The 24,317-nt window shown below is 48.3% G+C and carries 20 protein-coding genes and 3 pseudogenes; 12 read left to right on the top strand and 11 right to left on the bottom strand.

Going from position 1 to position 24,317, the window contains the following annotated elements:
• Positions 1–17 precede the first annotated feature (17 nt).
• The 3 genes from QUW60_RS00165 to QUW60_RS00155 are packed head-to-tail and all read right to left on the bottom strand — an operon-like array spanning position 18 to position 940.
• Positions 18–248: a 4Fe-4S binding protein gene (locus QUW60_RS00165; RefSeq protein ID WP_022354230.1), complete on the bottom strand. Its 231-nt coding sequence runs from the start codon at positions 246–248 to the stop codon at positions 18–20.
• Between the two features lie 15 nt (positions 249–263).
• Positions 264–542, bottom strand: a complete 279-nt coding sequence (locus QUW60_RS00160) for a tetratricopeptide repeat protein (RefSeq protein ID WP_289557989.1) — start codon at positions 540–542, stop codon at positions 264–266.
• Positions 539–940, bottom strand: a complete 402-nt coding sequence (locus QUW60_RS00155) for a hypothetical protein (protein WP_258338247.1) — start codon at positions 938–940, stop codon at positions 539–541. Before QUW60_RS00155 ends, QUW60_RS00160 begins: the two co-directional genes overlap by 4 nt.
• Before the next feature lie 488 nt (positions 941–1,428).
• Here QUW60_RS00155 and QUW60_RS00150 point away from each other — a divergent pair, with 488 nt between their 5' ends.
• Positions 1,429–2,757, top strand: coding sequence for a hypothetical protein (locus QUW60_RS00150; protein WP_289557987.1), 1,329 nt, complete (start codon positions 1,429–1,431; stop codon positions 2,755–2,757).
• Between the two features lie 154 nt (positions 2,758–2,911).
• Here the strand turns inward: QUW60_RS00150 and QUW60_RS00145 are convergent, their stop codons facing one another.
• On the bottom strand, positions 2,912–4,417 hold the full coding sequence (locus QUW60_RS00145) for a RagB/SusD family nutrient uptake outer membrane protein (RefSeq protein WP_258338249.1): 1,506 nt from the start codon (positions 4,415–4,417) through the stop codon (positions 2,912–2,914).
• Between the two features lie 37 nt (positions 4,418–4,454).
• A pseudogene (locus QUW60_RS00140) lies at positions 4,455–7,530 on the bottom strand (SusC/RagA family TonB-linked outer membrane protein).
• Positions 7,531–7,871: 341 nt separating this feature from the next.
• Here QUW60_RS00140 and QUW60_RS00135 point away from each other — a divergent pair.
• Positions 7,872–10,163, top strand: a complete 2,292-nt coding sequence (locus tag QUW60_RS00135) for a bifunctional dihydroorotate dehydrogenase B NAD binding subunit/NADPH-dependent glutamate synthase (protein ID WP_289557985.1) — start codon at positions 7,872–7,874, stop codon at positions 10,161–10,163.
• Positions 10,164–10,303: 140 nt separating this feature from the next.
• Here QUW60_RS00135 and QUW60_RS15085 read toward each other — a convergent pair.
• Together QUW60_RS15085 and QUW60_RS00130 are read right to left on the bottom strand one after the other, a co-directional pair.
• Positions 10,304–10,468: pseudogene (locus tag QUW60_RS15085) on the bottom strand (IS256 family transposase); the annotation flags it as partial.
• A 906-nt stretch (positions 10,469–11,374) separates the two neighbouring features.
• Entirely contained in the window at positions 11,375–11,839 is a 465-nt protein-coding gene (locus QUW60_RS00130) for a helix-turn-helix domain-containing protein (RefSeq protein ID WP_022384518.1), read from the bottom strand.
• A 145-nt stretch (positions 11,840–11,984) separates the two neighbouring features.
• Between QUW60_RS00130 and QUW60_RS00125 the strand changes: the two genes are divergently transcribed.
• From QUW60_RS00125 to QUW60_RS00090, 8 genes are all read left to right on the top strand, one after another.
• Positions 11,985–12,176 (top strand): hypothetical protein, encoded by a 192-nt coding sequence (locus tag QUW60_RS00125; RefSeq protein ID WP_172774760.1) that lies wholly within the window; start codon positions 11,985–11,987, stop codon positions 12,174–12,176.
• An 11-nt stretch (positions 12,177–12,187) separates the two neighbouring features.
• A complete protein-coding gene (locus QUW60_RS00120; RefSeq protein WP_172774761.1) occupies positions 12,188–12,502 on the top strand; it encodes a hypothetical protein in 315 nt (104 codons plus the stop codon).
• A gap of 76 nt (positions 12,503–12,578) precedes the next feature.
• The gene (locus tag QUW60_RS00115; RefSeq protein ID WP_260400840.1) at positions 12,579–12,782 is read left to right on the top strand and encodes a MerR family transcriptional regulator; all 204 of its coding nucleotides are present in this window, start codon (positions 12,579–12,581) and stop codon (positions 12,780–12,782) included.
• Entirely contained in the window at positions 12,779–16,021 is a 3,243-nt protein-coding gene (locus QUW60_RS00110) for a DNA primase (protein ID WP_289557982.1), read from the top strand. Before QUW60_RS00115 ends, QUW60_RS00110 begins: the two co-directional genes overlap by 4 nt.
• Before the next feature lie 424 nt (positions 16,022–16,445).
• On the top strand, positions 16,446–17,660 hold the full coding sequence (locus QUW60_RS00105) for an AAA family ATPase (protein ID WP_289557979.1): 1,215 nt from the start codon (positions 16,446–16,448) through the stop codon (positions 17,658–17,660).
• 2 nt (positions 17,661–17,662) lie between these two features.
• Complete coding sequence (locus tag QUW60_RS00100; RefSeq protein ID WP_241209994.1) at positions 17,663–18,289, top strand: RloB family protein; 627 nt, start codon at positions 17,663–17,665, stop codon at positions 18,287–18,289.
• A 501-nt stretch (positions 18,290–18,790) separates the two neighbouring features.
• Entirely contained in the window at positions 18,791–19,588 is a 798-nt protein-coding gene (locus QUW60_RS00095; protein WP_289557978.1) for a transposase, read from the top strand.
• Positions 19,589–20,087: 499 nt separating this feature from the next.
• Positions 20,088–20,321 carry a helix-turn-helix domain-containing protein gene (locus QUW60_RS00090; RefSeq protein ID WP_022384507.1) on the top strand — a complete coding sequence of 78 codons (234 nt, stop codon included), beginning with the start codon at positions 20,088–20,090 and terminating at the stop codon, positions 20,319–20,321.
• Between the two features lie 62 nt (positions 20,322–20,383).
• Here the strand turns inward: QUW60_RS00090 and QUW60_RS00085 are convergent, their stop codons facing one another.
• The 4 genes and pseudogenes from QUW60_RS00085 to QUW60_RS00070 all read right to left on the bottom strand — a co-directional run bounded on the left by QUW60_RS00085 (position 20,384) and on the right by QUW60_RS00070 (position 21,552).
• Positions 20,384–20,752 carry a hypothetical protein gene (locus QUW60_RS00085; RefSeq protein WP_125105115.1) on the bottom strand — a complete coding sequence of 123 codons (369 nt, stop codon included), beginning with the start codon at positions 20,750–20,752 and terminating at the stop codon, positions 20,384–20,386.
• A gap of 62 nt (positions 20,753–20,814) precedes the next feature.
• Positions 20,815–21,177 (bottom strand): DUF2958 domain-containing protein, encoded by a 363-nt coding sequence (locus tag QUW60_RS00080; protein ID WP_289557977.1) that lies wholly within the window; start codon positions 21,175–21,177, stop codon positions 20,815–20,817.
• Position 21,178: 1 nt separating this feature from the next.
• Positions 21,179–21,346 (bottom strand): hypothetical protein, encoded by a 168-nt coding sequence (locus QUW60_RS00075; RefSeq protein WP_022384503.1) that lies wholly within the window; start codon positions 21,344–21,346, stop codon positions 21,179–21,181.
• Between the two features lie 12 nt (positions 21,347–21,358).
• Positions 21,359–21,552 (bottom strand): annotated as a pseudogene (locus QUW60_RS00070) (hypothetical protein).
• Positions 21,553–22,273: 721 nt separating this feature from the next.
• On the opposite strand from QUW60_RS00070, the gene QUW60_RS00065 reads away from it, so the two are divergent.
• A complete protein-coding gene (locus QUW60_RS00065) occupies positions 22,274–23,464 on the top strand; it encodes a C1 family peptidase (RefSeq protein ID WP_075319037.1) in 1,191 nt (396 codons plus the stop codon).
• A gap of 105 nt (positions 23,465–23,569) precedes the next feature.
• Positions 23,570–24,166: an RNA polymerase sigma-70 factor gene (locus tag QUW60_RS00060; protein ID WP_289557976.1), complete on the top strand. Its 597-nt coding sequence runs from the start codon at positions 23,570–23,572 to the stop codon at positions 24,164–24,166.
• The last annotated feature ends 151 nt before the right edge of the window (positions 24,167–24,317 follow it).

Genomic DNA, 24,317 nt, shown 5'->3' with positions numbered 1-24,317 from the left:
CTTTTTTGTAGTTGATTCTATTCTTCACACTTTGCTCTGTAGACGGTCAGACATCCGTCGGGGCACACGATGGCGCATGAAGAGCATCCGTTGCAGGTGTCTTCCACTACCTGCTGGACAAAATTATATCCTTTCTGATTAACTTTCGGGGTGAGTGACAATACGTGGAGCGGGCAGGCAACCACACAGAGGTTGCATCCTTTGCACCGTTCGGTATTCACAACGACCACACCTTTCATTTTAGCCATAAGTCTTACGTATCTTTATTGATTAAACATGTCTTTGTTGTAGAAGCTGAGGATGTCGAGCGCCATGTCGCGCGCTTCAGCCGCAGGGCTTTCGGGATCCAGGGCGATAGCCTCCTGGTAATTGTTGAGCGCGCCCTGCCAGTCGCCCAGCTTGCGGTAAGCATTTCCCAGAAGGTAATAGGCTTCGGCATTCGTTTCGGGCGAAACGGCCATAATCTCCCTCAGCCTGATGATGGCTCCGTCCACGTCGCCGTCGTTGATTTGTCGCTTGATTCTTGCCAATAATTCGTTCATGCTTTTCTTGTTGGTTGTAACCTCACAAAGATAGTCTTTAATTTGATACCACATCCGTTTTTTCCGGACAAATCATTTTGGAAATTGATAAATAAAATAGTTTCGTAATTGTAAGCCGTTGTCTGTCTGTCCGTTGTCGCCCGGCATAATGATTGTAATTGAAAAGGTTGCGTATTTAACCAACTGCTCTCCGGACTGGCGTGCAGGCGTTTTTCTTCTTTCTTTTGGAGGGATTGACATTCTGACAAAATGCTGTTTCCGCCTGATGAGAATGCGCTGTTTGCGGCCGGATGTGGGGGAGGCAGGGAAAAACGCAGGAAGATGAATCGCAATGCGGTCCGGTTGTCTGACGGTTGTGCCTTTTTCCGGAAAATGTTTTTCTGTGCTGCGTTTTTCATTGCTTTTTGTCGTCGTTTCCGGGAGAGGAGTTTCTTTTCGTCTTTTTGCCTTTGTGCTTTTCTTCGTCCGTTTCGGAGAGAAGAAGGCGGCTTGAGGACGGCTGAAAGGGCTTTCCGCCGCCTTTTGTTTTATGTGACGGGACATTTTACTGCAAATGTCGGCTCGTTTTTGTGAAAAGACCGCGGTGTTTTGCTTTGAATGTCGGGACATTTTGGACTTGTAATCGGCTGTTTTTCTTCTTCGGAGAGCTTTCTGGAGGGGATGATGCCTTGCTTTTGCAGTGAAAACGATTCTGGTTTGTTGCTTTCAACGGATTGTCCGGTTATGAAAAAGCCGCTTCCGGTGTCATTATGTTCGGAAAGAAACGTGTATGGCAGAGAAATGTTTTTTGTCGGTTACGGTGGTTCTATATGTGGAAACGTATTGTTTTTTAGGAGAATTTTTCGTATATTTGGACAGATGAAAGGATGTTTAAATTAGGCATAAAATGAAGTGGAAGATTTTAGGATTGTCCCTCTTGTTCTGTTGTGCCAGCGCAAATGCGCAGCCTGCCGTAGGGCAGGGCGATTCACTCCTTACGCTTGATGAAATAGCGGAATGGATTTCCGGCCACGTGAGGTTTCCCGAAGGGGCTTCGCGTTACGGCGTGGCCGGAGTGGAGCGGTTCGTGGTCAGTTCGGCTTGGGACGGAAGGGTTTTCATCACGAGCGGCGTGAACACGCTCAGCCCTGCCTTTGAGCGTGAAATAAAGGGCGTAGTGTCCCGCGCCCCGCGTTGCAGGTTTGGTGGCTGCGGCATGGATGACATCTATAAGCTTGTGGAGGTTGACTTTCCCTCGCTGATGCCCGACACGTTGCGTGAGGATGTTCTGTGCGTGGGCCGTCACCTTCCTCCCCGTTTTCCGTTGAAGGGAGAGAAGAGTGGCTATCTTGACGGGAGGGAAGCGTTCGTGAAGTGGCTCTCCTCCAGGTTCCGTTTCCCCCGTCACTCCGATTTCTCCGGCTATTGCGATACGTTGTCACTGTGCTATACGGTTTCGGAAGAAGGGTGTATGGAGGATGTCCGTGTGGAGGGATGCGGCAATGCGTCTGTCAGGTCGGAGCTTGAGAGGCTTCTGAAGCGTTCTCCCCTTTGGGAGCCGGCTCTGACGGAGAGCCGCCGTCCGGTACCGGTATCCGTAGAGGAGAGGGTTGTCATCCGTCCGCATGACGGTGGGCGCAATGCGCAGTTTGCCGTGTGCGTGGACGAAGTTTGCAGGAATTCCTCGTCTGCCCCTTCGGACCTTGACATGATTGTGCTTAATCCGGAGGTCCGGAGTGAGTATGGCAGTGATAAAAGCTTCTTGCGTACATTGCGTGATAGTTTGAAAGTGGACAAACGTGTCCGTTATGCAGGATTTTTTGTTGTGGAGCGTGACGGGAGTGTGAGCAACCTGCATATAGAAACGGCGGACAGCCTGATGGGCAATGCTCTTGCTGCTCTGATAGTGAGGAGCGAATGGCTTCCTGCTCTGCAGGGCGGCGAGAAGGTGCGTTCGATATATACGTTTAGCGGTGTGCAGTCACCGCCGGCACGTTATGTGTATAAAGCTCCGCCATATAGAATCGGCTTGTCTGACAAATTGAATTATTCGCATTGGAGGTCTTTTGTCAGAGGACATAGCTCATATTCTTTAGTAAAAGCTTATCCTGAGCTGGGCTTGTATCCAGAGGATACAGCTCCTCAAATTAAATATTATGACGGTGTGGGCGACATGGAATTGCTGATGACAAGGGGGCTTCCTTTGCTTCCTATAAAGAAAAAGGTAAGAAAATGAACGCAGGTTAATGAGGCGTTTGTTGTGTTTGTATTCGGCAAGTGTTTGTGGCTGCATGTGTCGGCAATTGTCCGCCTTTCGTCTGCAGGCATGCGCCAAAGATATTCAGGGGCGTTCCTGCAGGCGAGGGGCGGACTTGTTGCAAGTTTGTATGTTATCTCGGATTTTGGGTCACGTTCGGATTCGAGTCGATTTCCGTTTGGGGAATAGGCAGGGCGATGCGCAGGTCGGTCGGTTCGATAACTTCGGCATTGGCTGTTTCCAGCGTTCCCAGATGCCATCCTCCCTTGCGGGTGATCGTTTTCTTGTTCCGAAGGAAGTCAAAGAATATCTGCCCTTCGCCCACAAGCTCTTTTCTGCGTTCTTTCAGCACACGGTCAACCGTAAGGTCGGCATCCGAAGCTACCTGCATCGAGGCGTTAGGCGTGCGCTGGCTGATGAGCGTGTTCAGATACCCCCGTGACTCCGACAAAGCTGCGCCTCCCAGATGAGCGCCGGCTTCGGCGGCGTTCAGGTAAACTTCAGAAAGGCGTATGATGCAGATGTTGTTGTCTTTCGGGTCGCCGGTCTTTCCGGGGAACTTGCCGAGAAACACCCTGCGGTTGCGGGCGGCTCCGGGCAATGCGGCATTGTTTTCGATCCTTGAATACTGCGTGACACTGTGGCGCACATCGTCCGGATCTTCTTCCAGAAGCGTAAGATAGTCTTCCGTCAGAATCAGGTTGTTCCAGTCGGTGGAGTTTTCGTTGGCATATACCATCGGAGCACCTTCTCCTCCTGTTCCTCCGCCCCATTCCGACGGTTCTGTGGTGCTGATATACAGTTCAAAGAGCGACTCCGACTGAAAGTCTTGTCCCCAGACACCGGGATATTCGCTGATTGTGTATAATGAATAAAGTGCGCCTGCATTCTGTATCACATCGGTTGCCGCTTCATAAGCTTTCTGGTATTCGCCCATGTCGAGGTAGACACGCGAGAGCAGTGCCTGCGCCGCCCAATAGTTGACATAACCGTCACGGCGCTCCCTGCTCAGGCCGGACAAGGCATCAGTCATGTCTGCAACTACTTGCGCATAGCATTCGGCCACTATATTGCGGGCCGGAAGATAGTCAGGTGTAACGGCTTTGGTGACTATTGGAACGCCCGGTGATGCACCGTTGTCGTATGTATAAGGCATTCCGAAAAAGCGTGTCAGGTTGAAAAGAGCCAGTCCGCGGAGCACGAGTGCTTCGGACTTGATTGCGGCAAGCTGTTCTGCATCGCCGTCGGTGATGCTTCCTTCATCGATGTGCTGGATGATGTTGTTTGCCTGACGGATTACAATGTAAGGCCGCTGCCACGGCAAGACAATGTTGAGATTGTCTGTTGCGATGGCGTTGTATTCATAATAGGGCGACACACGTTGGCCGGAGTCTTTGCCTTCGCGCGCCTGCACATCCATGGCACGGCAGTCGCCGTAGTACCAGTAGTTGTCACCGTAATAGCTGTGTTGAGATGTTTCACGGTACACGCCATTTAAGGCTGTCTGCAAATCGTTTACCGTAGAAAGAGCCTGCTCTGTAGTGACAGAAGTCGACGGGTTCAGGTCGAGCCAGCTTTCGGAGCAGGAGGCGGCTGTCAATGAAGCCGCCAGCAGCAAATATTTGGAATATCGTTTCATATAATCGTTTTTTAATGTTTTCAGGTTGCTTATGTGTTTATAATGTCAGTTGCACGCCGAAACTGAATGTGCGCATGGGCGGAGTTTCGCAGAGCACTTCTCCGTTTACCGGAGTTTCGGGGTCATACTGTTTCCATTTTGCCCATGTCAGCAGGTTGCTGCCCGAAAAATAGATGCGTGCATTGTCGATGAACGCCTTGTTCACCCATTGCTTGGGCAAGGTATAGCCCAAAGTGAGGCTTTTCAGGCGCAGGTGGTTCGTGCTGTGGATGTAGCGGGAAGAGTTGTTGGGTCCCGGTGCTTCACCGAACACGAAGCGGGGAACGTCGGTCTGGTCTCCCGGCTTCTGCCAGCGGTCAAGCGCATAGACCGGAAGGTTGCGTCCTTTTGACCCTGCCCCGTCGCCATAAATGCTGTTCGTCCCGTTTTCGATGTAAGTGCCGGCCCTGTCGAAAGAATATCCTCCGAGCGAATAGGTCAGGGTGAAGCTCAGGTCGAAGCCTTTGTAGTCGAACATGTTTGTCAGTCCTCCCGAGATTTTCGGTTCAACCGACTTGTAGGGAACCGACTGTGCCTGATCCGGATTGGTTGTCAGTCCGCGGTTATAGGATCCGTCTTCGTTTTGCGTGTTCAGATAGTATTGGGCTTTTCCCGTTTGCGGGTCTACCCCTGCAAACTCCTTCACGTAAAAGGTATAGTAGGGAAGGCCCACTTTATGGATAAACCAGTTGCCTTCGATCGACTGGTCGAGCTGTCCGTTGAGCGATACGACTTTATTTCTGTTGTGGCTCAGGTTCAAGACGGTGGTCCAGTTGAAATCGCTGGTCGAGAAGTTCATTGTGCGCAGTTCAAGTTCCCATCCTTTGTTGTTCAGCTGCCCCACGTTGGCAAGATAATTGGTGAATCCTGTCGTGTTGCTGATAGGCATGTTATACAGCAAGTCTTTCGTGTCCCGGTTGTAATATTCCAGACTTACGAAGATGCGGTTGATGAACGCCACGTCAAGTCCGATGTTCAGATTGTAGTTTTTTTCCCATTTCAGTCCGGGGTTAGGCTGTGACGACTCATACGACCCCGCATTTCCCATATAGTTCTGTCCGTAAGAATACAGTCCCATGTATCCGTAAAGGCTGTTGGGCTGGTTGCCGTTTACGCCGTATGAGGCTCTGATCTTCAAATCGGTGAGCACATTCTGCAAAGGCTTCATGAAAGCTTCGTTGCTGATGTACCACATGCCCGATACAGACCAGAAGTTCCCCCACCGGTTTCCCGGGGCAAGGCGCGAACTTCCGTCCCTGCGGAAGCTTCCGGCCACGAAATAACGTCCGTCGTAGTCGTAGTTCAGGCGGGAGAGATACGAAATCATCCTGTAGTCCTGCGTAGAAGAGTTGAAAGCGTTGATGACGGCGGCATTGTCGGGCTCGGTAAGAATATCCGAGGGCAGCCTGTATGCTTCTCCCACCGCATGGTCGTTGTCGTAGCGTTCCAGTTCGTAGGCCGCAAGCACATCCAGGTGATGTTTGCCGGCAAACGCGTGGATGTAATTCAGAGAAGTGGACGAATTTATTTTTCCATATTCGATAAAGCCCTTGGCCGTGCGCGCGTCGCTTCCGCTCTTGGGCCCTGCTGAGCTTAACGGATTGTAGTATCGGGAATCTTTCTGGATATTATAGTCATAGCTGAGCGTTTCTTTCAGCTTCAGTCCTTTGACAAGTTCGATGGATGCATATCCTGTCGAGAACATCCTGGTCATGCGCGTCCGGTTATAGTCAGTCAGGATATCTCTCAGCGGATTGAGTGTCGATCCTTCGTATGCGCCTGTATAGTTGCCGTTTTCATCGCGGACGGTCATCGACGGATTCATGCTGACCGCTACGTCAAAGAAGGGGTTGATGGCCGAGGTACGCTCTTCATTCAGTTCCTGGTTCAGTTGAGAGAACATGATGTTGGCTCCCACTTCGGCGATGCTTCCTATTTTGCGTGTAAGATTCAGGCGTGCGGAGTAACGCTCCAGGCCCGAATTTTTTGCCAGACCTTCCTGCTTGTTGTATCCGAGCGAAAAGTAGTAGGTGGTTCTTTGTCCGCCTCCCGAAACAGAAGCCTCGTAGTCTTGCTGGGTAGCGGTGCGGAGCAGTTCTTTGCGCCAGTCGGTATACCCCAGGGCAGGAACAGAGGCGTAGCTGTCAATCTGCTGGTCGGCATAAGCGGTTGGGGACTCCATCCCCTGGTCGGATGCGTAATTCACCAGGCCCTCATAGAGCAGTTCGCGGCGTTGTTCGCCGTTCAGTGTGGGGCGGAAGTTCACAGCGGAATTGGAGAACCCTCCTGAAATGTTCAGATTGACTTTCGTTTTTCGGACTTTCCTTTCTTGGTTGTGATGAGAATCACTCCGTTGGCAGCCCGTGAACCATACAGTGAGGCCGCTGCTGCATCCTTGATGACGTGATGTTTTCAATGTCCGAAGGGTTCAGCGAACTCATGATGTTGGTCTTGGAGTTGTTCATGTACGAAGCGTCGTAGCCTCCCGTACTCAGGCTTCCGGATGTGACAGGAACGCCGTCGATGACGAACAGAGGCTCTTGCGAGGCGTTGAACGATCCCATGCCCCGGATGCGGATGCTTTGGGTTGCTCCCGGCTGTCCGGAGCTGCTTGTAATGCTTACGCCGCTGGTCATGCCTTGCAGCTTCTGTTCTACGCTCATCACGGGAATGTCTTTCATCATATCCGCCCGTACCGTACTTGCCGAGCCGGTGAACGATGATCTCGTGAAGTTGCCATAACCGGTCACCACCACTTCTTGCAGGAGATGTTCGTCGGGCTGCAGGGCAATGTTCAGTTTGTTGCTCCGCATGATGCGCACTTCCTGCGTTTTCATTCCAAGATAAGATACAACCAGCACTTTGGCGTTTTCCGGTATCGTGAATGTATAGCGGCCGTTGATGTCGGTCGCGGCGCCCACAGAAGGGTTGTCCTTGAGCACAACAGTTGCGCCGATAAGCGGTTCTCCGTCTTCGGCAGATGTGACAATCCCTTGAATGGTGCGGTTTTGCGCAAATAGGACCTGACTTGTAAGTCCTATTGCAAAAAGCAATAAGATTTTTAACTTTTCCATGTTCCTTCCTTTGGTTTCTTTTTGTTGTGCAAGCAAAGAATGTGCCCGCGTGCCGGTAAAAGAACATCACGGTTTATAAAATACTGCAAATCAGTAGATAGTGAAGCGGAAGATTGTCGGAACGGAAAGGGAAAACTGTGGAAATCTGTAGAATAATTCTACAATGTGAAACGGAGGGAGCCAAACATTACGCGTTGGAGCGTATTATTAACAGAATGCACCATCGGTCGGGTGGCTTAATCTGTTGGAAAAGTTTTTTGAAGATGTCATTATTTGCGCTAACTTTGTGGGGGTCAATCTGACATGATCTTGAATAACTAACTTATATCCGATAGTAGAAGATGAACAGAATTCTTTCAAAAGAACATTTTTCAGAAAAGGTCTTCAAGCTTGTGGTTGAAGCTCCTTTAATAGCGAAGTCGCGCAAAGCGGGACATTTTGTGATTGTACGTGTGGGGGAAAAGGGCGAACGTATGCCATTGACAATTGCAGAAGCTGACCCTGTGAAAGGAACCATTACGCTGGTGGTGCAGGAGGTCGGCCTGTCGTCTACCCGTTTGTGCGAACTGAACGAAGGCGATTATATCACTGATGTGGTGGGGCCGTTGGGAAAGGCTACGCATATCGAGAATTTCGGAACAGTGGTTTGTGCCGGAGGCGGTGTGGGAGTGGCTCCGATGCTTCCGATTGTGCAGGCACTGAAGGCTGCCGGAAACCGTGTGATTACCGTGCTTGCCGGACGGACAAAAGAACTGATCATTTTAGAAAAGGAAATGCGTGAAAGCTCTGACGAGGTGGTTATCATGACCGATGACGGCTCTTACGGAAACAAGGGACTGGTTACCGAAGGAGTTGAGGCAGTTATCAAGCGCGAGAAGGTGGACAAATGTTTTGCCATAGGTCCGGCTGTCATGATGAAGTTCGTGTGTCTGCTTACCAAGAAATACAATATTCCGACTGATGTTTCTCTGAATACCATCATGGTGGATGGGACAGGCATGTGTGGCGCGTGCCGCATTACGGTTGGGGGAAAGACCCGTTTCGTCTGTGTGGACGGTCCGGAATTTGACGGCCATCAGGTAGATTTCGATGAAATGCTGAAACGTATGGGTGCTTTCAGGGATGTGGAGCGTGAAGAAATTCACAAACTGGACGAACATCCGCAGGCTTGCAAAGCCGAAGACAGTCTGACCGACCGGAATGCTCCGTGGCGTGAAGTGCTCCGCAAGCAGATGAAACCGAAGGAACGCACTGCCATTCCGCGGGTGAAGATGAATGAGCTTGACCCGGAATACCGTTCGCATAGCCGCAAGGAAGAGGTGAATCTGGGGCTGAATGAGGAACAGGCGCTGACCGAAGCGAAACGGTGCCTGGACTGTCCGAATCCTTCGTGTATGGAAGGCTGCCCTGTCGGCATCAATATTCCGGCCTTTATCAAAAATATCGAGCGGGGTGAGTTTCTCAGCGCTGCCAAGGTGTTGAAGCAGACGAGCGCGCTGCCTGCCGTGTGCGGCCGTGTGTGTCCGCAGGAAAAGCAGTGCGAATCGAAATGCATCCATCTGAAGATGGGACACGAAGCTGTTGCCATCGGTTATCTGGAACGTTTCGCTGCCGATTACGAGCGTGAAAGCGGACAGATTTCGGTGCCGGAGATTGCCGGTAAAAACGGCATTAAGATCGCTGTAGTGGGTTCGGGACCTGCCGGACTTTCGTTTGCCGGGGATATGGCGAAGAAGGGTTACGACGTAACGGTGTTCGAGGCTTTGCATGAAATCGGCGGCGTGCTGAAGTACGGCATTCCTGAGTTCCGCCTCCCGAACAAGATCGTTGACGTGGAAATCGAGAACCTCTCGAAGATGGGTGTTACATTTGTGAAGGACTGCATCATCGGAAAAACAGTCAGTGTGGCCGATCTGGAGGCTGAAGGCTATAAGGGTATATTTGTAGCGTCGGGAGCCGGCCTGCCTAACTTCATGAATATTCCGGGAGAAAATTCCATCAATATCATGTCGTCCAACGAATATCTGACGCGTGTCAACCTGATGGATGCTGCAAGTGAGGACTCGGACACGCCGGTTCCGTTCGGGAAACGTGTTGCCGTTATCGGAGGCGGAAATACTGCAATGGATTCGGTGCGTACTGCCAAACGTCTGGGAGCCGAACGCGCTATGATCATTTACCGCCGTTCGGAAGCAGAAATGCCCGCCCGCATTGAAGAAGTGAAACATGCAAAGGAGGAGGGCGTGGAGTTTCTTACCCTGCACAATCCGATTGAATACATCGCTGATGAGCAGGGGCGCGTGAAGCAGGTGGTGCTCCAGAAGATGGAGTTGGGCGAACCTGACGCTTCGGGACGCCGGAGTCCGGTTCCTGTTCCCGGGGCAGTGGAAACCATAGACATTGATATGGCCATTGTGAGTGTAGGAGTTTCTCCGAATCCGATTGTGCCGAACTCAATCGAAGGCCTTGAGCTGGGACGCAAGGGAACAATCGCTGTAAACGAAGACATGCGCTCGTCTATCCCGACCATTTACGCCGGAGGCGATATCGTTCGTGGCGGTGCTACGGTGATTCTGGCAATGGGTGACGGACGTCATGCCGCCGCCGCAATGGACAAGCAGCTGCGCGGATAAGATGCGGCAGGCATGATATAAATGAAGAAAGTGTGCCATGATTAAATGAACCGGACGGAAAGACCGCAGTGTGCGGAAAAGGAAAGACACTGTCCAAAATTTTGTGTAAATGGAAACAGGATTCCGTTATAAGTTTCTTCTTATATCTGGATTCTGTTTTCAAATATAAGCATAAACTGGTTCATAATCAGTCCCCAGTTTGAAATAGGCATCGTCCATTTCTTTTCGATCTCCATAAGCGAAAGATACACGGTCTTTTTGACGGCATCATCCGAGGGGAATGAAAGCTTTGATTTGGTGTACTTTTATGGGGCGTATAACGAAGCGGTTTTTCAATGGTGATGGGCAAAATGGCGAAAATTGTTTGTTTATAGGCAGTTGCGGACGGAGGTCTGAAAGGTGCAAATAATTCGAAGCGGTTTTTCTGCTTTACATAGGCTTACATCGGCTTTACATTTCATGGCTCCATTTTTGGTGATTTGCTTGTCCGTAATGAGTTTATCGGTTTTAATATAACCCATTCTTGAACGGTGGACAACACAAATGTACACTGGATAAAATCCGTCAGCTCTCTTTTTTTTCTTACGACTACTTTAAGCGTTGCCATATCAGATTGATTTATAAGTTATTAATGGTGTATGCGTTGGTGTATGCGCCACTGTTCAAAAGTGTATGCGTGGTGTATGCAAGTACTGTTTATTTGACTCATTTTTTGCGGGCAAATGCACGAACCGCCTAAAAACAACTTAGGCTGTAATGTCTGAAAAAACAGTCCATTACAGCCTAAATCAATGATTATCTTATACTGTTTATGCTTCCTCTATTGCAGCCTGCGCCGCTTTAATACCTTACTGGTATTGAGTTGATTAGCCTCCATTGGGAAAACAAATGAAAAACAAATGTTTTGCATATAAAATGCAGATGGAAGCAAAATATCAACGTCGTTGCAGATTTTTAGAGTTTGTCTTCGATTGCCGCTTGGGCCACTCTAATTAGATATTCATATTCAATGAGTTATGTACTATGTAGAAAACAAATAGCAAACAGTTTCGTGAATTTGATTTCTCTTATCGAGTTCCCATCGAATATCCAAACTCAATAGCTGTCGAAATGATAGCAATATATATTTGAAAACCAGATAACTACCGATATTGGTGTAAACATTCTGCGCTACTATGTGCCAATCATCATATTGACCACAGTATTCAATGTTACATATTTTGCCTCCTTTCTTTTAGTAATTCTATAATTGCGTCTTTGTCCTTCAGATTGGAGTCCAGACGGATAATTTGTGCATTCAGGCTATCTATCTGCTCCTTCAGTAGCTTGATAGTGCCGTTCAAGTTTTCCACCTTGGTCTGTTCGGCGGTAAGCTGGGCTGCAAGTCCGCTATCGCCAATGTTGTTATTGGCATCTCCCCCGTCCAATGCTACTGCCGCGAGGTATGCGGATATCTGGGGGTTGACCGGGCAGAACAAGGCGAAAAAATTAAAGTCCAACGCCTTGCAAGCCTTGACAAGCCGCTTGGTCTCCATCGTCTCCCTTTCCAGAAGGCGGTTGATATGCTGTTGGGGGATGCCAAGTCTGCGCCCAAGCTCGGACTTAGAAAGACCGAGTTCGTTGCGGCGTTGGTCAATAGCCTGCCCCACATGTACGTCTTTTATGTCTATATTCATGGGTCAAACCTTAAATTGCAATATTAAATCAACAATTATCAAACAAATATTTGGCTATATAAACCTTTTTATGTTATTTTGCCGATGATATAAATTGAATTATCGACTACAAAGTTAAACATTAATCATTAAACAAACAAATATTATGGCAGAAAACATGGAAAAAATCCGTCCTGCGCTTATCGCACTCGAAGTTGGCGATGAAATCACCTTCCACATCTCCAGGCTGAAAAGCGTCCGAACCCAAGCCTCAGAACTTGGTGCCATTTATAACCGTCAGTTCAAGACACGGACGGACAGGGAGAAGCAGACCATAACCGTAATGCGTACCTTGTAAATCCTGGATTTATGCAGTTCCTCCAGTTTTTAGACCGCCTAATCCCTTATGACACATTTCTGAATGACCTTGCGGCAAGGATTGTCAAGTACTTGAAATCCGACAATGCCGATCCGGAATTTGTCAGTCAGAGAAAGGCTTATGAAATGTTCGGCCGCCGGAATGTCGAAAGATGGAGACGGCAAGGGAAAGTGGTATGCTACAAGAGACCCGGCAAAGTGGAATACAGGACGGCAGACCTACGCCTCCTGCAACGCACGGTTCAGGACTATTTCGACAACACTTCTTCCGATATAAACGAAAATAGTTTAGACACAAAGAGATAAGAAAACAATATCAGGATATGTCAGTGCTGTAACTTATGAGACCTACGGAACAGGCATACGATAAAACATTAAGCGGATGAGAGAATTAGTGCCAACATGTGACCCGGAAGGGGTTTATTCGGTCAAACGTACTTGCGCAGAACTGGGTGTCAGTTACAAGACGCTTAGAAAATATAAGGCCAGCGGCTATATCAAGCCGCTTAATCCCGATAATGCCAGCCGGCCAAAATACTCCGGCCAGTCCATAATTGACTGTTGGAAACTCCTGACCACGTTATGATAAGCGAGTCAACAATCAATAAGGTCAGGGAGCTTTCCATCGAGGATGTATTGGAACCGTATGTCAGACTGTCAAGGAAAGGCTCGACCCTGATGGGCGTTTGTCCGTTCCATGAGGAGCGGACCGGCTCCTTTTCTGTCAGTCCGGGAAAGAACCTGTTCCACTGTTTCAGCTGCAACCGTGGCGGCGATGCCATCACATTCATCATGGAGAAAGAGAATCTTTCCTTCATGGAAGCCATCGAGTTCTTGGCCAAACGGCACAATATTTCCATTGAGTATGTGGAAGGACAGGACAAGGAGCAGACTGCAAAAATTCGGCACAAGGAAACGCTTCTTGCCACACTCGGCCATGTACAGGACTTCTTTGTAGGCAGCCTGCTGGTGCCGGACAGTGATGAAAGCCGCCTTGCCCGTGAATATGCTTACGGAAGATGGCCGGAAGAGTTCTGTTCGGTCGCAGGCATCGGGTACGCGCCACGTGACGGAGGTGCGTTCATGGAGTTCTGCCGGACAAAAGGACTGGACGAGGATGTACTTTTCGAGCTGGGGTTGCTCCGGCGCGGAGATGACGGTCGTGTGTATACCATGTTCAGACACAGGATAATGATTCCCATACGCAACAGATGGGGGCGCATCATCGCTTATACCGCCCGTTACATCGGGAACAGCCCGAATGCACCGAAATACATCAATTCGCCAAACAGTGCGGTATATGCTAAGGGTGAATGTCTGTTCGGCATAGACAGGGCGAGCCGTGAACGCAATGCGGAGTACTTCATCATCGTGGAGGGTGCGCCCGACGTGCTGCGTATGCAGTCCGTCGGCTACGACAATACCGTGGCCGCATTGGGTACAGCATGGACGGACAGCCAGTTTGAGCTATTGAAAAAATACACTTCATCCTTGTGTTTTATCCCCGATTCCGATGTCAGTGAAGGCAAACCCTTCGGGCCGGGATTTGAGGCAGTCATGGCAAACGGGACAGCAGCTGTCAGGAAAGGCTTCCATGTAACCGTCAGAGAACTGCCGTTTGCCGAAATCCCTGATGGCGGAAGCGGTTGGAACGTGAAATTCGGAAAGAACGATGCAGATAGTTTCATTCATTGCCGGGAGGATTACACCTCACTGAAAGAGAAGCTGTTTATTGTCTGGCTGGCGCAGAAACGCTTTCTTATAGCGGATTCTTTAGTGGAAGAGCGGAAATGCGTGTCGGAAATTGCCGACCTGATGCGCTATGTGAAAGACCAGCTGGTGTTTAACCAGTGCATTGATGAACTGGCCAAGATCTACGGGAAGGCCAAATTATGGCGCGATGCCGTAACGCAAGCCCGTGGCGAGGCGCGGAAAAGGCAGGACAAACTCACGCCGATGGATGAGAGGCAGCGTGAGGCGGAACTGCTTCGCCAACATGGACTGTTCATCCGGGAAAACTGTTATTATGCCACCGGGGATGACGACGAGGAACCGTCAAGGATTTCCAACTTCATCATGGAACCGATGTTCCACATCGAGGACGAAAACAACGGCACACGCATCTTCCGTATGCGGAACACCTATAATATATGTCGCGTCATTGAGCTGAGGGAGTCCGAATTGTGTTCGTTGAACAGCTTCCAGCAGAAGGTCGGCTCCGTGGGCAACTATGTGTGGCTGGCCAAGATAGACAAGCTCAACCGTGTCAAGGAATATCTGTACTCCAAAACCGACACGGCGGAACGGGTTCGCAAATTGGGATGGAATGCCGCAGAAGGCTTCTTCGCTTTTGGCAACGGACTTCTTGCCGATGGAAAGTTTCAAGCTGTGGACGACCTCGGCATTGTCCGTGGTGTCAGCGGAAAGGCGTACTATATTCCTGCCATGTCCAAAATCTACATCCACAATCCGGAGATATTTCAGTTCGAGCGTCTGATGGTGCACGAGAACCGTAACGGCATAAAGCTATACGATTATGTGAAACAACTGATGGAGGTATTCGGCGAGAACGCTACCGTTGCTTTCTGCTATCTGTTGTCCACCTTGTTCCGGGATGTAATCTTCCGCCGCACGAGGCATTTCCCTATTCTAAATCTCTTCGGTGAAAAGGGAACAGGAAAGACCACGCTTGCCACTTCATTGCAGGCATTCTTTCTACACGGTGTGGACCCGCCCAATCTCGGTGTCACTTCCGTACCAGCCATGAACGACAGGGTTTCGCAGGCGGTCAATACACTCGTGGTGCTCGACGAGTACAAGAACGACCTCGACATCCGGAAGATTGCCTATCTGAAAGGACTTTGGGGAGGCGGCGGCCAGACAAAGAAGAACACGGGTACGGACGGCATGGCGGCGCAGACCATTGTCAGTACGGGCGTGGTGCTTTGTGGACAAGACAAGCCCACGCAGGACATGGCACTTTACACCCGCGTTCTGTTCCTCGCCTTTTCCAAGACCTCGTTCAGCCAAAAAGAGAAAAGCCGCTATGAGGATTTGGTGGCCCTGTGCAACTTGGGACTGACACACCTGACCATAGAGATACTGAATCACCGGGAGTTGTTCGAGAAGAACTTTGCGGACACCTATTTCATCGTGAAGCGTGAGCTGGCCGCCAAGATGGAAGACGAGACGATACATGACCGCATTTTCGGCAACTGGGTGATTCCCTTGGCCACGTTCCGCACGTTGGAGACCGTGCTGGATGTGCCTTTCAGCTATACCGACCTGTTCGATACCGCTGTAAAGGGTATGCGCGCCCAGAACGAGCTTGCCCAGGAAAGCTCCGAGGTTGCCGACTTTTGGAACATGCTGCAAGGCTTCCAGACGATGGGAAAATGTGTGGAGAAGGCGCATTACCGCATCCGCTACCTGAAGAGCTTCCGTCCGTTGGCTGCCAAGGAAGAAATCGAGTTCATGGAAGCTCGTCCCATCCTTTACCTGAATATGGCTGCCGTGGCCTCCCTGTTCAATAGCCGTAACCAAAATGCCACTGCCAACCGCTCCAACTGGTCAACCATCATGTCCTACCTCAAATCGCATCCGTCATTCCTTGGACTGAAGCAGGACAGGTTCACGATACTGTTGCCAAATGGCCTGCCGGATTACACGATAGAGATGTCAGGCGGCGAACAGGTCAGGAAAGTCAAGGTCAACCGTCCGAAAGCGTTGTGTTTCGACTACTTGCAGTTGAAGGACATGTTTGGGCTTGACCTTGAAACGGAAATGGTTCAAGACGGAATGGATTTAGCAAATGAGGTTTCATGAAATAAAACAGCGCAGTTCATTATTTCTCATCTTGCTCTATAGTTCATGAGCTGTCTTTGCGACACCTTCCCTTGAAATGATGCCTAATTCTTGAAGAGTTGTAATGTCACCTTTGTCTTTAGGGACATTTCAGATATGGTTAGGCCTTTATTCTCGCGGATTAAATCTAACACAATTATCTGGTGTTCAGATATTTCTTTCGTGACATCTTTCGTGACATGCTTTTGTCTTCCAATATGTAAGATAAGTTTTACCAGTATAAGCTCAGGTTGTTTACCGCAAAATATTCGGTTGGCCCAATGCTGAATAGTTCAAACTAAGGAAATAAATCAATTTAGTAGATATGAAAATCCAGCTATCTTTACCAAATACGGAAGAAAACTTGTATATTTGCAAAAAATCAGCAAATAACAAGGTTAAATATATGATTCTCGAATTTTGTGTCAGCAATTTCCTGTCCATAAAGGATGAACTTAAACTATCCTTCGTGGCCACTACCCTAAAGGAATCCCTTTCGGAACCTAATGATGTCATTCCGCTTTCCGACATGGGATTGTCACTCGTGCGCAGTGCGGTGATTTACGGGGCGAACGCTTCAGGAAAAACGAATGTATTGAAGGCCATCGCTTTTTACAAGCGTTTCATCATGGATTCGTTCAAGAACAGCCAGGCTGGCGAAAGCATAGACGTGGAGAACTTCCGCCTGAACATTTCCACCGCCCATGAGCCGACCACGATGGAGGCCACCTTCGCCGTCGGTGAATACATCTACCGTTACGGCTTTGAGGTAGCCCCCAAAGCTATACATGCCGAATGGCTTTACCGCCGTATGAACAGGAAACGTGCCAAAGAGGTAGAGATATTCTACCGCGAAGGGGAAACAACCACCGTTCATGCTAAAAGCCCGTTGATACAGGATTTGGTCAACAAGAAAATGGTTCGCGGCAACGCGCTTCTTCTCTCCACTGCCGCCCAGTTCAACGAAACGACCGCCGTCAATATCCTGCATTGGCTTGGCGACACACAAGTCCTGTTCTGTAGCGAGGACGAGAAAATGTGGTCGCAAGCCATCAGGCATCTGGACGATGAAAAGATGCGTGAGCGTATAGTTCGTTTCGCCAAATATGCGGATTTGGGCATAGACAGCATAGCCAAGATTGACAACCGCATCGTAAGCAGCCATCGTCAGTACGATGATGAAGGAAAAGCGACCCATAATGTAGCCTTTTCGTTTAACGGAAACGAATCCGAGGGAACCATCAAATATTTCTCCTTGGCATATCCTATCATAGATGCGCTGGACAATGGCAAACGTCTGGTGGTGGATGAGCTTGACTCCAAACTCCATCCGTTGCTTGTGCGCAAGATTATCACGCTTTTCAACTCGGCGGAGACAAATCCCAAAGGAGCGCAACTGCTGTTTACCACTCATGACACGTTCCTGCTCAGTGCAGGTCTGTTCCGCAGAGACCAGGTATGGTTCACTCAAAAGGATAGTTTCGGCGCGACAGAAGCCTATTCGCTGGCCGAGTATAAAGTGCGTGGCAGTTCACCTTTCGAGCGGGATTACCTGCAAGGTAAGTTCGGTGCCACGCCCATTATAGGTGATATGGAAACAATATTTACGGCGGAGGGATGACCATGGGAAAGACAAAAAAGAAAGACCATCGTTCCGCTTCATTGACACGCCGCCAAAGCACGAGAGAAGTAAAGCAGTCGTTTCTCATCGTATGTGAAGGTGTCCGCACGGAACCGGATTATTTCAAGGCCTTCAGAATGACCGCCGCCACGGTAAAGGCGGTAGGCCAGGCAATGAACACGACCAGTCTTGTGAGCAAGGCCATTAGTATCCGTGACGCCGACCAAAAGAAGAAGCGGACTTATGACCAGTGCTGGGTAGTGTTCGACAAGGACGATTTTCCTGCAAAGGACTTCAATGAAGCCATTACACTGGCCGAAAAAAACGGTTTCAAGGTGGCCTATAGCAACCAGGCGTTTGAATATTGGTTCCTGCTGCACTTCAATCTCTACAAAGGGGCGTTGCACAGGAACAGTTATGCCGACATGCTGTCAAGGCTTTCAGGAATACCCTATTCCAAGACGGAAGGATTCGGGGCTATTATGTATAACCGATTGCTCCACTTGCAGTCGCAGGCCATTAAGAATGCCTCTGCCGTTCTTGCCGATGTCTCACATGGTAATCCGGCTATGGAAGAATCTTCCACTACCGTACATCTGTTGGTAGAAGAATTGAACAAGTTTATCTGATTATGCTCGTTAAGGTCATCCTATGGATGGCCTTTATTTTATGGCATATTTCAAAATATAATACTTCGTTAAATTTATAGCTAATCCGTTGATAACAAATAAGTTAATTAATAAAGTTTAGCAGAATAAAATAGGTCAAGTAGCTGATTTTCATTACCTTTAATGGTCTCCTACCACACATTAAAGCAATGAACAGAACAGCACTTGACCAATATGAGGGACTCGTAACCGATGCTTTGAAAAGTTGTTCAGCAAAGTTACGCAAAAGTTTTAAAACGGCATTCATCCAACTCATGATTTTGTATATGGTACTGCCAAGAAAGATTAATTTCACCCAAATGGGCCGTTACTCGGACAGCTCGGAACAACGCTTCCGGCAGTTGTTCGAACGTGAGTTTGACTGGATGCGGTTCAATCTCTTCCTTATGCGGCAGCGGTTTGGAGAAAGCGTTAGAAAAGCCATTGCCATAGACGCGAGCTACATTTCAAAGTCGGGACTGTATGATGCTGCGTGCGGAACAGACGCCGGACAAGACGTATCTGGAAAAGCAAGGCGAAGATTACAACCTTGTGGACTGGTATCTTGACGTGCTCCGCAAACACAAGGACAGGCTGCTTCGCATAACACGTTATGTCGTTGCAGACGCCTGGTTCTCAAAGGCGAAGTTCGTGGGTGAAGCCTGCCTGCTGGGATTCCATGTCATCAGCCGCCTGCGTGATGATGTCGCCTTGTGGTATGCACATGACGGTGTTCGCACAGGTAAACGGGGACGGCCGCGTATCAAGGGCGAGAAGATTGATTTTGAAAACCTCGACCTTCAGCGTTGCGAGGTTCTCGACATTGAAGGAGGAAGGGCTTACTCAGTCAAGGCATATTCAAAGGCAATGAAACGCAACATCAAAGTCGTGGTTCATTATCCCGAATCGGGAGGACATAAAATCTATTTCTCCACCGACCTTGACATGGCGGCCCAAGACATCATTGAATACTACCGTACAAGATTCCAGATTGAGTTTTGCTTTCGGGATTCCAAGCAGTTCACCGGACTCAATGATTGTCAGGCAAGAGACTTGAGGAAACTCGACTTCGCTTTCAATGCCTCACTGGCCTCGGTAAACATCGCAAAGGTCATGCGCCAACGATACTATCCCTCGCTTTCCATCGGACTGCTAAAGGCCTATCTGAGTAATATTTATATGCTCAAAAGAATTTTTAGCAAGTCCGGTATGAAACCGAACAGAACTTTTAATGCTAAACTTATCAAAGAACTATTTGGCATAGTGGCAGAAGCCGCCTAGCCGATATGTTGAATTCTTAACGGACTATTAAAAATATAATCTGCACACATTTCAGGATTGACGTTGTTGACAAGATACAAGTTGCATCGTATCAGTTACTTGCATCAAAAACGATGCGTTGACAAACGTTGACAAGCGTTGACGCTTTTGAAAATCCTATGAATTTTGTAGCCAATGGTTGACAAAAACACACGTATCTATATTTATTCTTATTTCTATAAGAAAAAAAGATAAAGTATTGAATAATAAGCATTTCTGGTAAGCTGTATAATCAAGTTTGTACATTGGCTTTCTTGTCAACCTTGTCAACGCTGAAATATATATGCCTATCTGTTTTTTAGATTTTTGTCCCGTTGCCATTTCATGTAAAGATGATTACCTTTCTGAACAGACGGACACATATTCCCTGAAAATCCTACAAACTACGTGGTATTCCCATGTTTAACCTGTTTCATTTTGATTTTCGGCATTGTATCTTTAATGCCAAAACAAAGTGGATATGGATATATGCAAACATTTTTCAGAGATAAAGCCGGAACAGTCGTATTCGGTAAGCGATGCGGCGCGTTTCCTCGGCATACACCGGTGTACCATCTATGATTACATTACCCATACGGAAAGGCCGTTGCCGTTCTTCCGGATGCAGGACAACCAGAGAATACAATTCCGTGGTGATGACCTGATTGCCTACAAGACTGCCGGCCTCCCGAAGAAAGGGCGCAAACGGAGATAGGATGAAAATTTCATAGCCTGCCACACCAATAGAGATATAGCAGGCCATGTTTGTATTCGTGGTCAATCTGCCAGCCCCCTGACCGCTTCAAGCAGCTTACAGACCATACCCTCCGCCGCTTCCATGTCGGCCAGTACATCCTTCATTCGGTAAGGTGCGCCATTTTTGCCGTGTCCGTTACCGTCCAGCCATAGATAGGCTTCCGAATCAGCGTCAAAACCCTCGTAATACTCTTCCATATCGCTTACCAGACTTTCAAGGCTGCGTCCTTGCATCGTGGCAGAAAAGAAGAAATCCTGTCCGGCAGGAGTGAATTGGGAAAACTCAAAAATGACGATATTCTTGTCCTGATGCTTCTCTGCATCCACATGCCATCCGTTTGCCTCTGCACATTGGATGACTTCCTTTATAATCTTGTTTCTCGTTCGCATGGTTATTGATGTTTATGTCAGCCGTGGCACTCGGTTGATTGCACCATGGCTGACGGGTTATTTTAATGTTCAAATTTGGCTAAGAACTGTTGCAGACGGAAGTCCTGCAAGTTCTTTAACGGCGTAGGAGTAAAATTCTCCTGTAGCCTTACTTGTAGCTTACCCAAGCCTTGTGCCGTAAGGTCAAGCTCCACTTCCGACAATTCGTTAAGAGAGATATAGCCGTATTCGTCCTCCGCAAGTCCTACCACGATGCCAAAGAGGATAGTGTCGTTCTCTTCTCTCTCACCTTCAAGGATGAACCAGCGTACCGCTCCAAGAGCGAAGATAGCACGGCAAACCGCTTCTTTTCCCTTGCCGTCCTGGGAATAAAGGGGATAGCCTTCCAAGGCTTCCTCCAACCGGGGTGTCATCAGTCTGCTCATATCAGTCAAATTCTATTTCGTCGTCATACACTTCTATTTCCGCTCCGCTGCTGAACTGCACGATAAAGCCTTTTGCAGTCCTGCCCACAATCGTTCCGCGATGGTAGCCACGCCACGGTGTGACCAGTTCGCATTGCTGCCCGTATTCGGGAAAATCTGTTTCATACATAATTGAAAAGTTTTAGATGGTTGCTTGATAGTAAATTCTCAGTTCAGCGGAAACATTGTAGATGTAGCTGCCACAACGTACCAACAGGCAGTCCTTGCCGTAGTACAGCCGTTTCATGCCCTGACGCTTCCGCTTTTGTGGAAGTTGGGAAAGCGGTCTATGCCCACTCTCCGGCCTTGCTCGATAGTCATTCTTCTTGTCCGCATAAATCCTTGTTTTTAAGAGTTGGTGAAATCTGATACTTTTCCCTTTTGTGAAGCTCCTTTGAGCTTCTTGACCGGGAATACCGTTTTACGTGCAAATGGCCACTGCGGACACAAGGGAGAATAAGGCAAGTATGAGGCCGGAGAGTGCGGACGGAATACCCCAATTTTGGAGGGACGAGAAAATTTGCGGAAGGCTTCCGTCAAGCCCTCCAGCCGAAAGCCCATGGCGGTGCTTGACATTTCTCCCGTCCGCAGTAGTTTTGCACGGTAAAACGTACCCGGCCAAGATGCCCAAAGGTGGCTAAGAAAAACTCCATAAAGCAAGTCCTATTCATAGGATAGCATCCCAGTCCAATCTGTTTTCCAAATACCGTTGCCATTGTGAGAGCCTGCGAAATGGAATGTAGTGGAGTCTTGCAGGCTCTCTCTGTGGCAACGGATTGGGACACCCAAACCGTTGTAAATTCCTATCAGACGAACTTACTTGGTGTCATTGATACGGAGTAAGTAGGATGGCTTTATGCATAAGACAGAAGAAGTCCGCAAAATGTTATTGAATGTAGTTTCGGGAAAAGGAACAAGAAGTAGCGAGTGGCAGATAATTGACGAAATTAGCATTTTCTTGATTGATTCAGATGTTTCTTTCCAATATTAGAATGTTCTTGTAGTAATTTTATTATCTTTGTATTTATAATGAAAACTTCTAAATAATGTAATCATGATGAAAAAAACAATCCTCGTTGCCGCATTGGCATTGCTGGCCTTCGACATGTCGGCCAAGAAGAAGACTGAGCCCAAAGAAGAAGGCTTCGTTTTCACTACCGTAAAGGAAAACCCCATCACCAGCATCAAGAACCAAAATCGTTCGAGCACGTGCTGGAGCTTCTCCAGCCTCGGCTTCTTGGAGAGTGAATTGCTGCGCTTGGGTAAAGGTACTTACGACCTGTCCGAAATGTTCGTTGTACATCACACCATGGTAGACCGTGCCGTTAATTACGTGCGCTATCACGGTGATGCTCCCTTCTCGCCGGGCGGAAGCTTCTATGACATCATGTATTGTATGAAGAATTATGGCCTTGTGCCGCAGGAAGCCATGCCAGGTATCATGTACGGTGATTCACTGCCTGTACACAACGAACTGGATGCCGTTGCCGGCGCCTATGTAAAAGCCATCGGCAAGGGCAACTTCAGCAAGCTGACCCCCGTATGGAAGAACGGTATCAGTGCTATCTACGACACTTATCTGGGCAAATGTCCCGAGAAGTTCACTTATATGGGTACGGAGTACACACCGAAGAGCTTTGCCGCCAGTCTGGGTATCAATCCTGATGACTACGTGTCACTGACTTCGTATACTCACCATCCTTTCTACACCCAGTTTGCCATTGAAATTCAGGACAACTGGCGCAACGGCTTGTCCTACAACCTGCCTATTGACGAGCTGATGGCCGTAATGGACAATGCCATCCGCACAGGTTATACCTTTGCATGGGGTAGCGACGTGAGCGAACAGGGATTTACCCGTGATGGTATCGCTGTTATGCCCGATGCAGCTCGTGGTGCCGAACTGACTGGCTCTGACATGGCTCGCTGGACAGGTATGACTGCTACGGACAAGCGCAAGGAATTGACTTCTCGTCCTTTGCCTGAAGTAGAAGTAACGCAGGAAATGCGTCAAGTTGCTTTCGATAACTGGGAAACGACTGATGACCATGGTATGGTTATCTATGGTATTGCCAAAGATCAGACCGGTAAAGAATATTTCATGGTTAAGAACTCTTGGGGATTGAGCGGTAAATACAAAGGTATTTGGTATGCATCCAAAGCTTTCGTTGCTTATAAGACGATGAACATCCTGGTACATAAAGATGCCGTACCTGCTGAGATCAAGGCCAAGCTGGGCATTAAATAAGAGAATAGAAACAAATCCTAATGTGAAGGGTATCCAATGTTTTTTGGATGCCCTTTATTTTTTTTCGATGTTTTTCACTACATTTGTCTGCTACAAAATGTATTTATGGAAGAAGCACTCATTAAAAAGCATCTGAAACAAGGGGACGAAAGGGCATTCAAATACCTTTACGAGCAACATTATGCACTTCTTTGCCGTTTTGCTGCTCAGCTGACCAATGATATTTCCCTTGCCGAAGAGATGGTAGACGATGTGATCTTCTATTTGTGGGAACACCATACGGAGATTGAAATTTCAGGCCCACTACGCAATTATCTGCTTCGTGCCGTTCGCAACCGTTGCTTGAACGAATTGAACTCACAGACCTATCGGATGGAGCAAAACTGTTCTTCCTATCTGCTTCCTGAGAATGTTCAACTGATAGAAAACTTGTTTCCTTCCGAAGATCATCCGTTGGAAAATATGCTCACTCAGGAATTGGAGGACTTGTTGCGTCAGAGCATAGAGGAGCTGCCGGATGCTTGCCGGACAGTTTTCAAAAAAAGTCGGTTTGAAGAGAAAAAATATGAAGAAATTGCTTCCGAACTTAATATCTCGATAAATACAGTCAAGTATCACATAAAGAATGCTTTAGATTTCCTTCAAAAAAAGATGGCTCCCTATTTGGAAGTGCTTTTCCTCTATTTTTTCATTAAAATCTGAAAAAAACAGCATTTTACACTACCCTTGATGCCTTGAATTTTGTCTTTACTATATAACCGTCGAAAAAGATGCCAAACAAAGAGTCATATATCGAAATGGATCGCCTGATAGATCAGTACATATCAGGACATGCTGACAGAGATTGCATTGA

Origin of the sequence: Bacteroides gallinaceum (assembly GCF_030373775.1) — a bacterium.
In the GTDB taxonomy this organism is placed as follows: domain Bacteria; phylum Bacteroidota; class Bacteroidia; order Bacteroidales; family Bacteroidaceae; genus Phocaeicola; species Phocaeicola excrementipullorum.
Note: the sequence above shows the minus strand (reverse complement) of the source record. Positions and strands in the feature narration are given on the sequence as shown.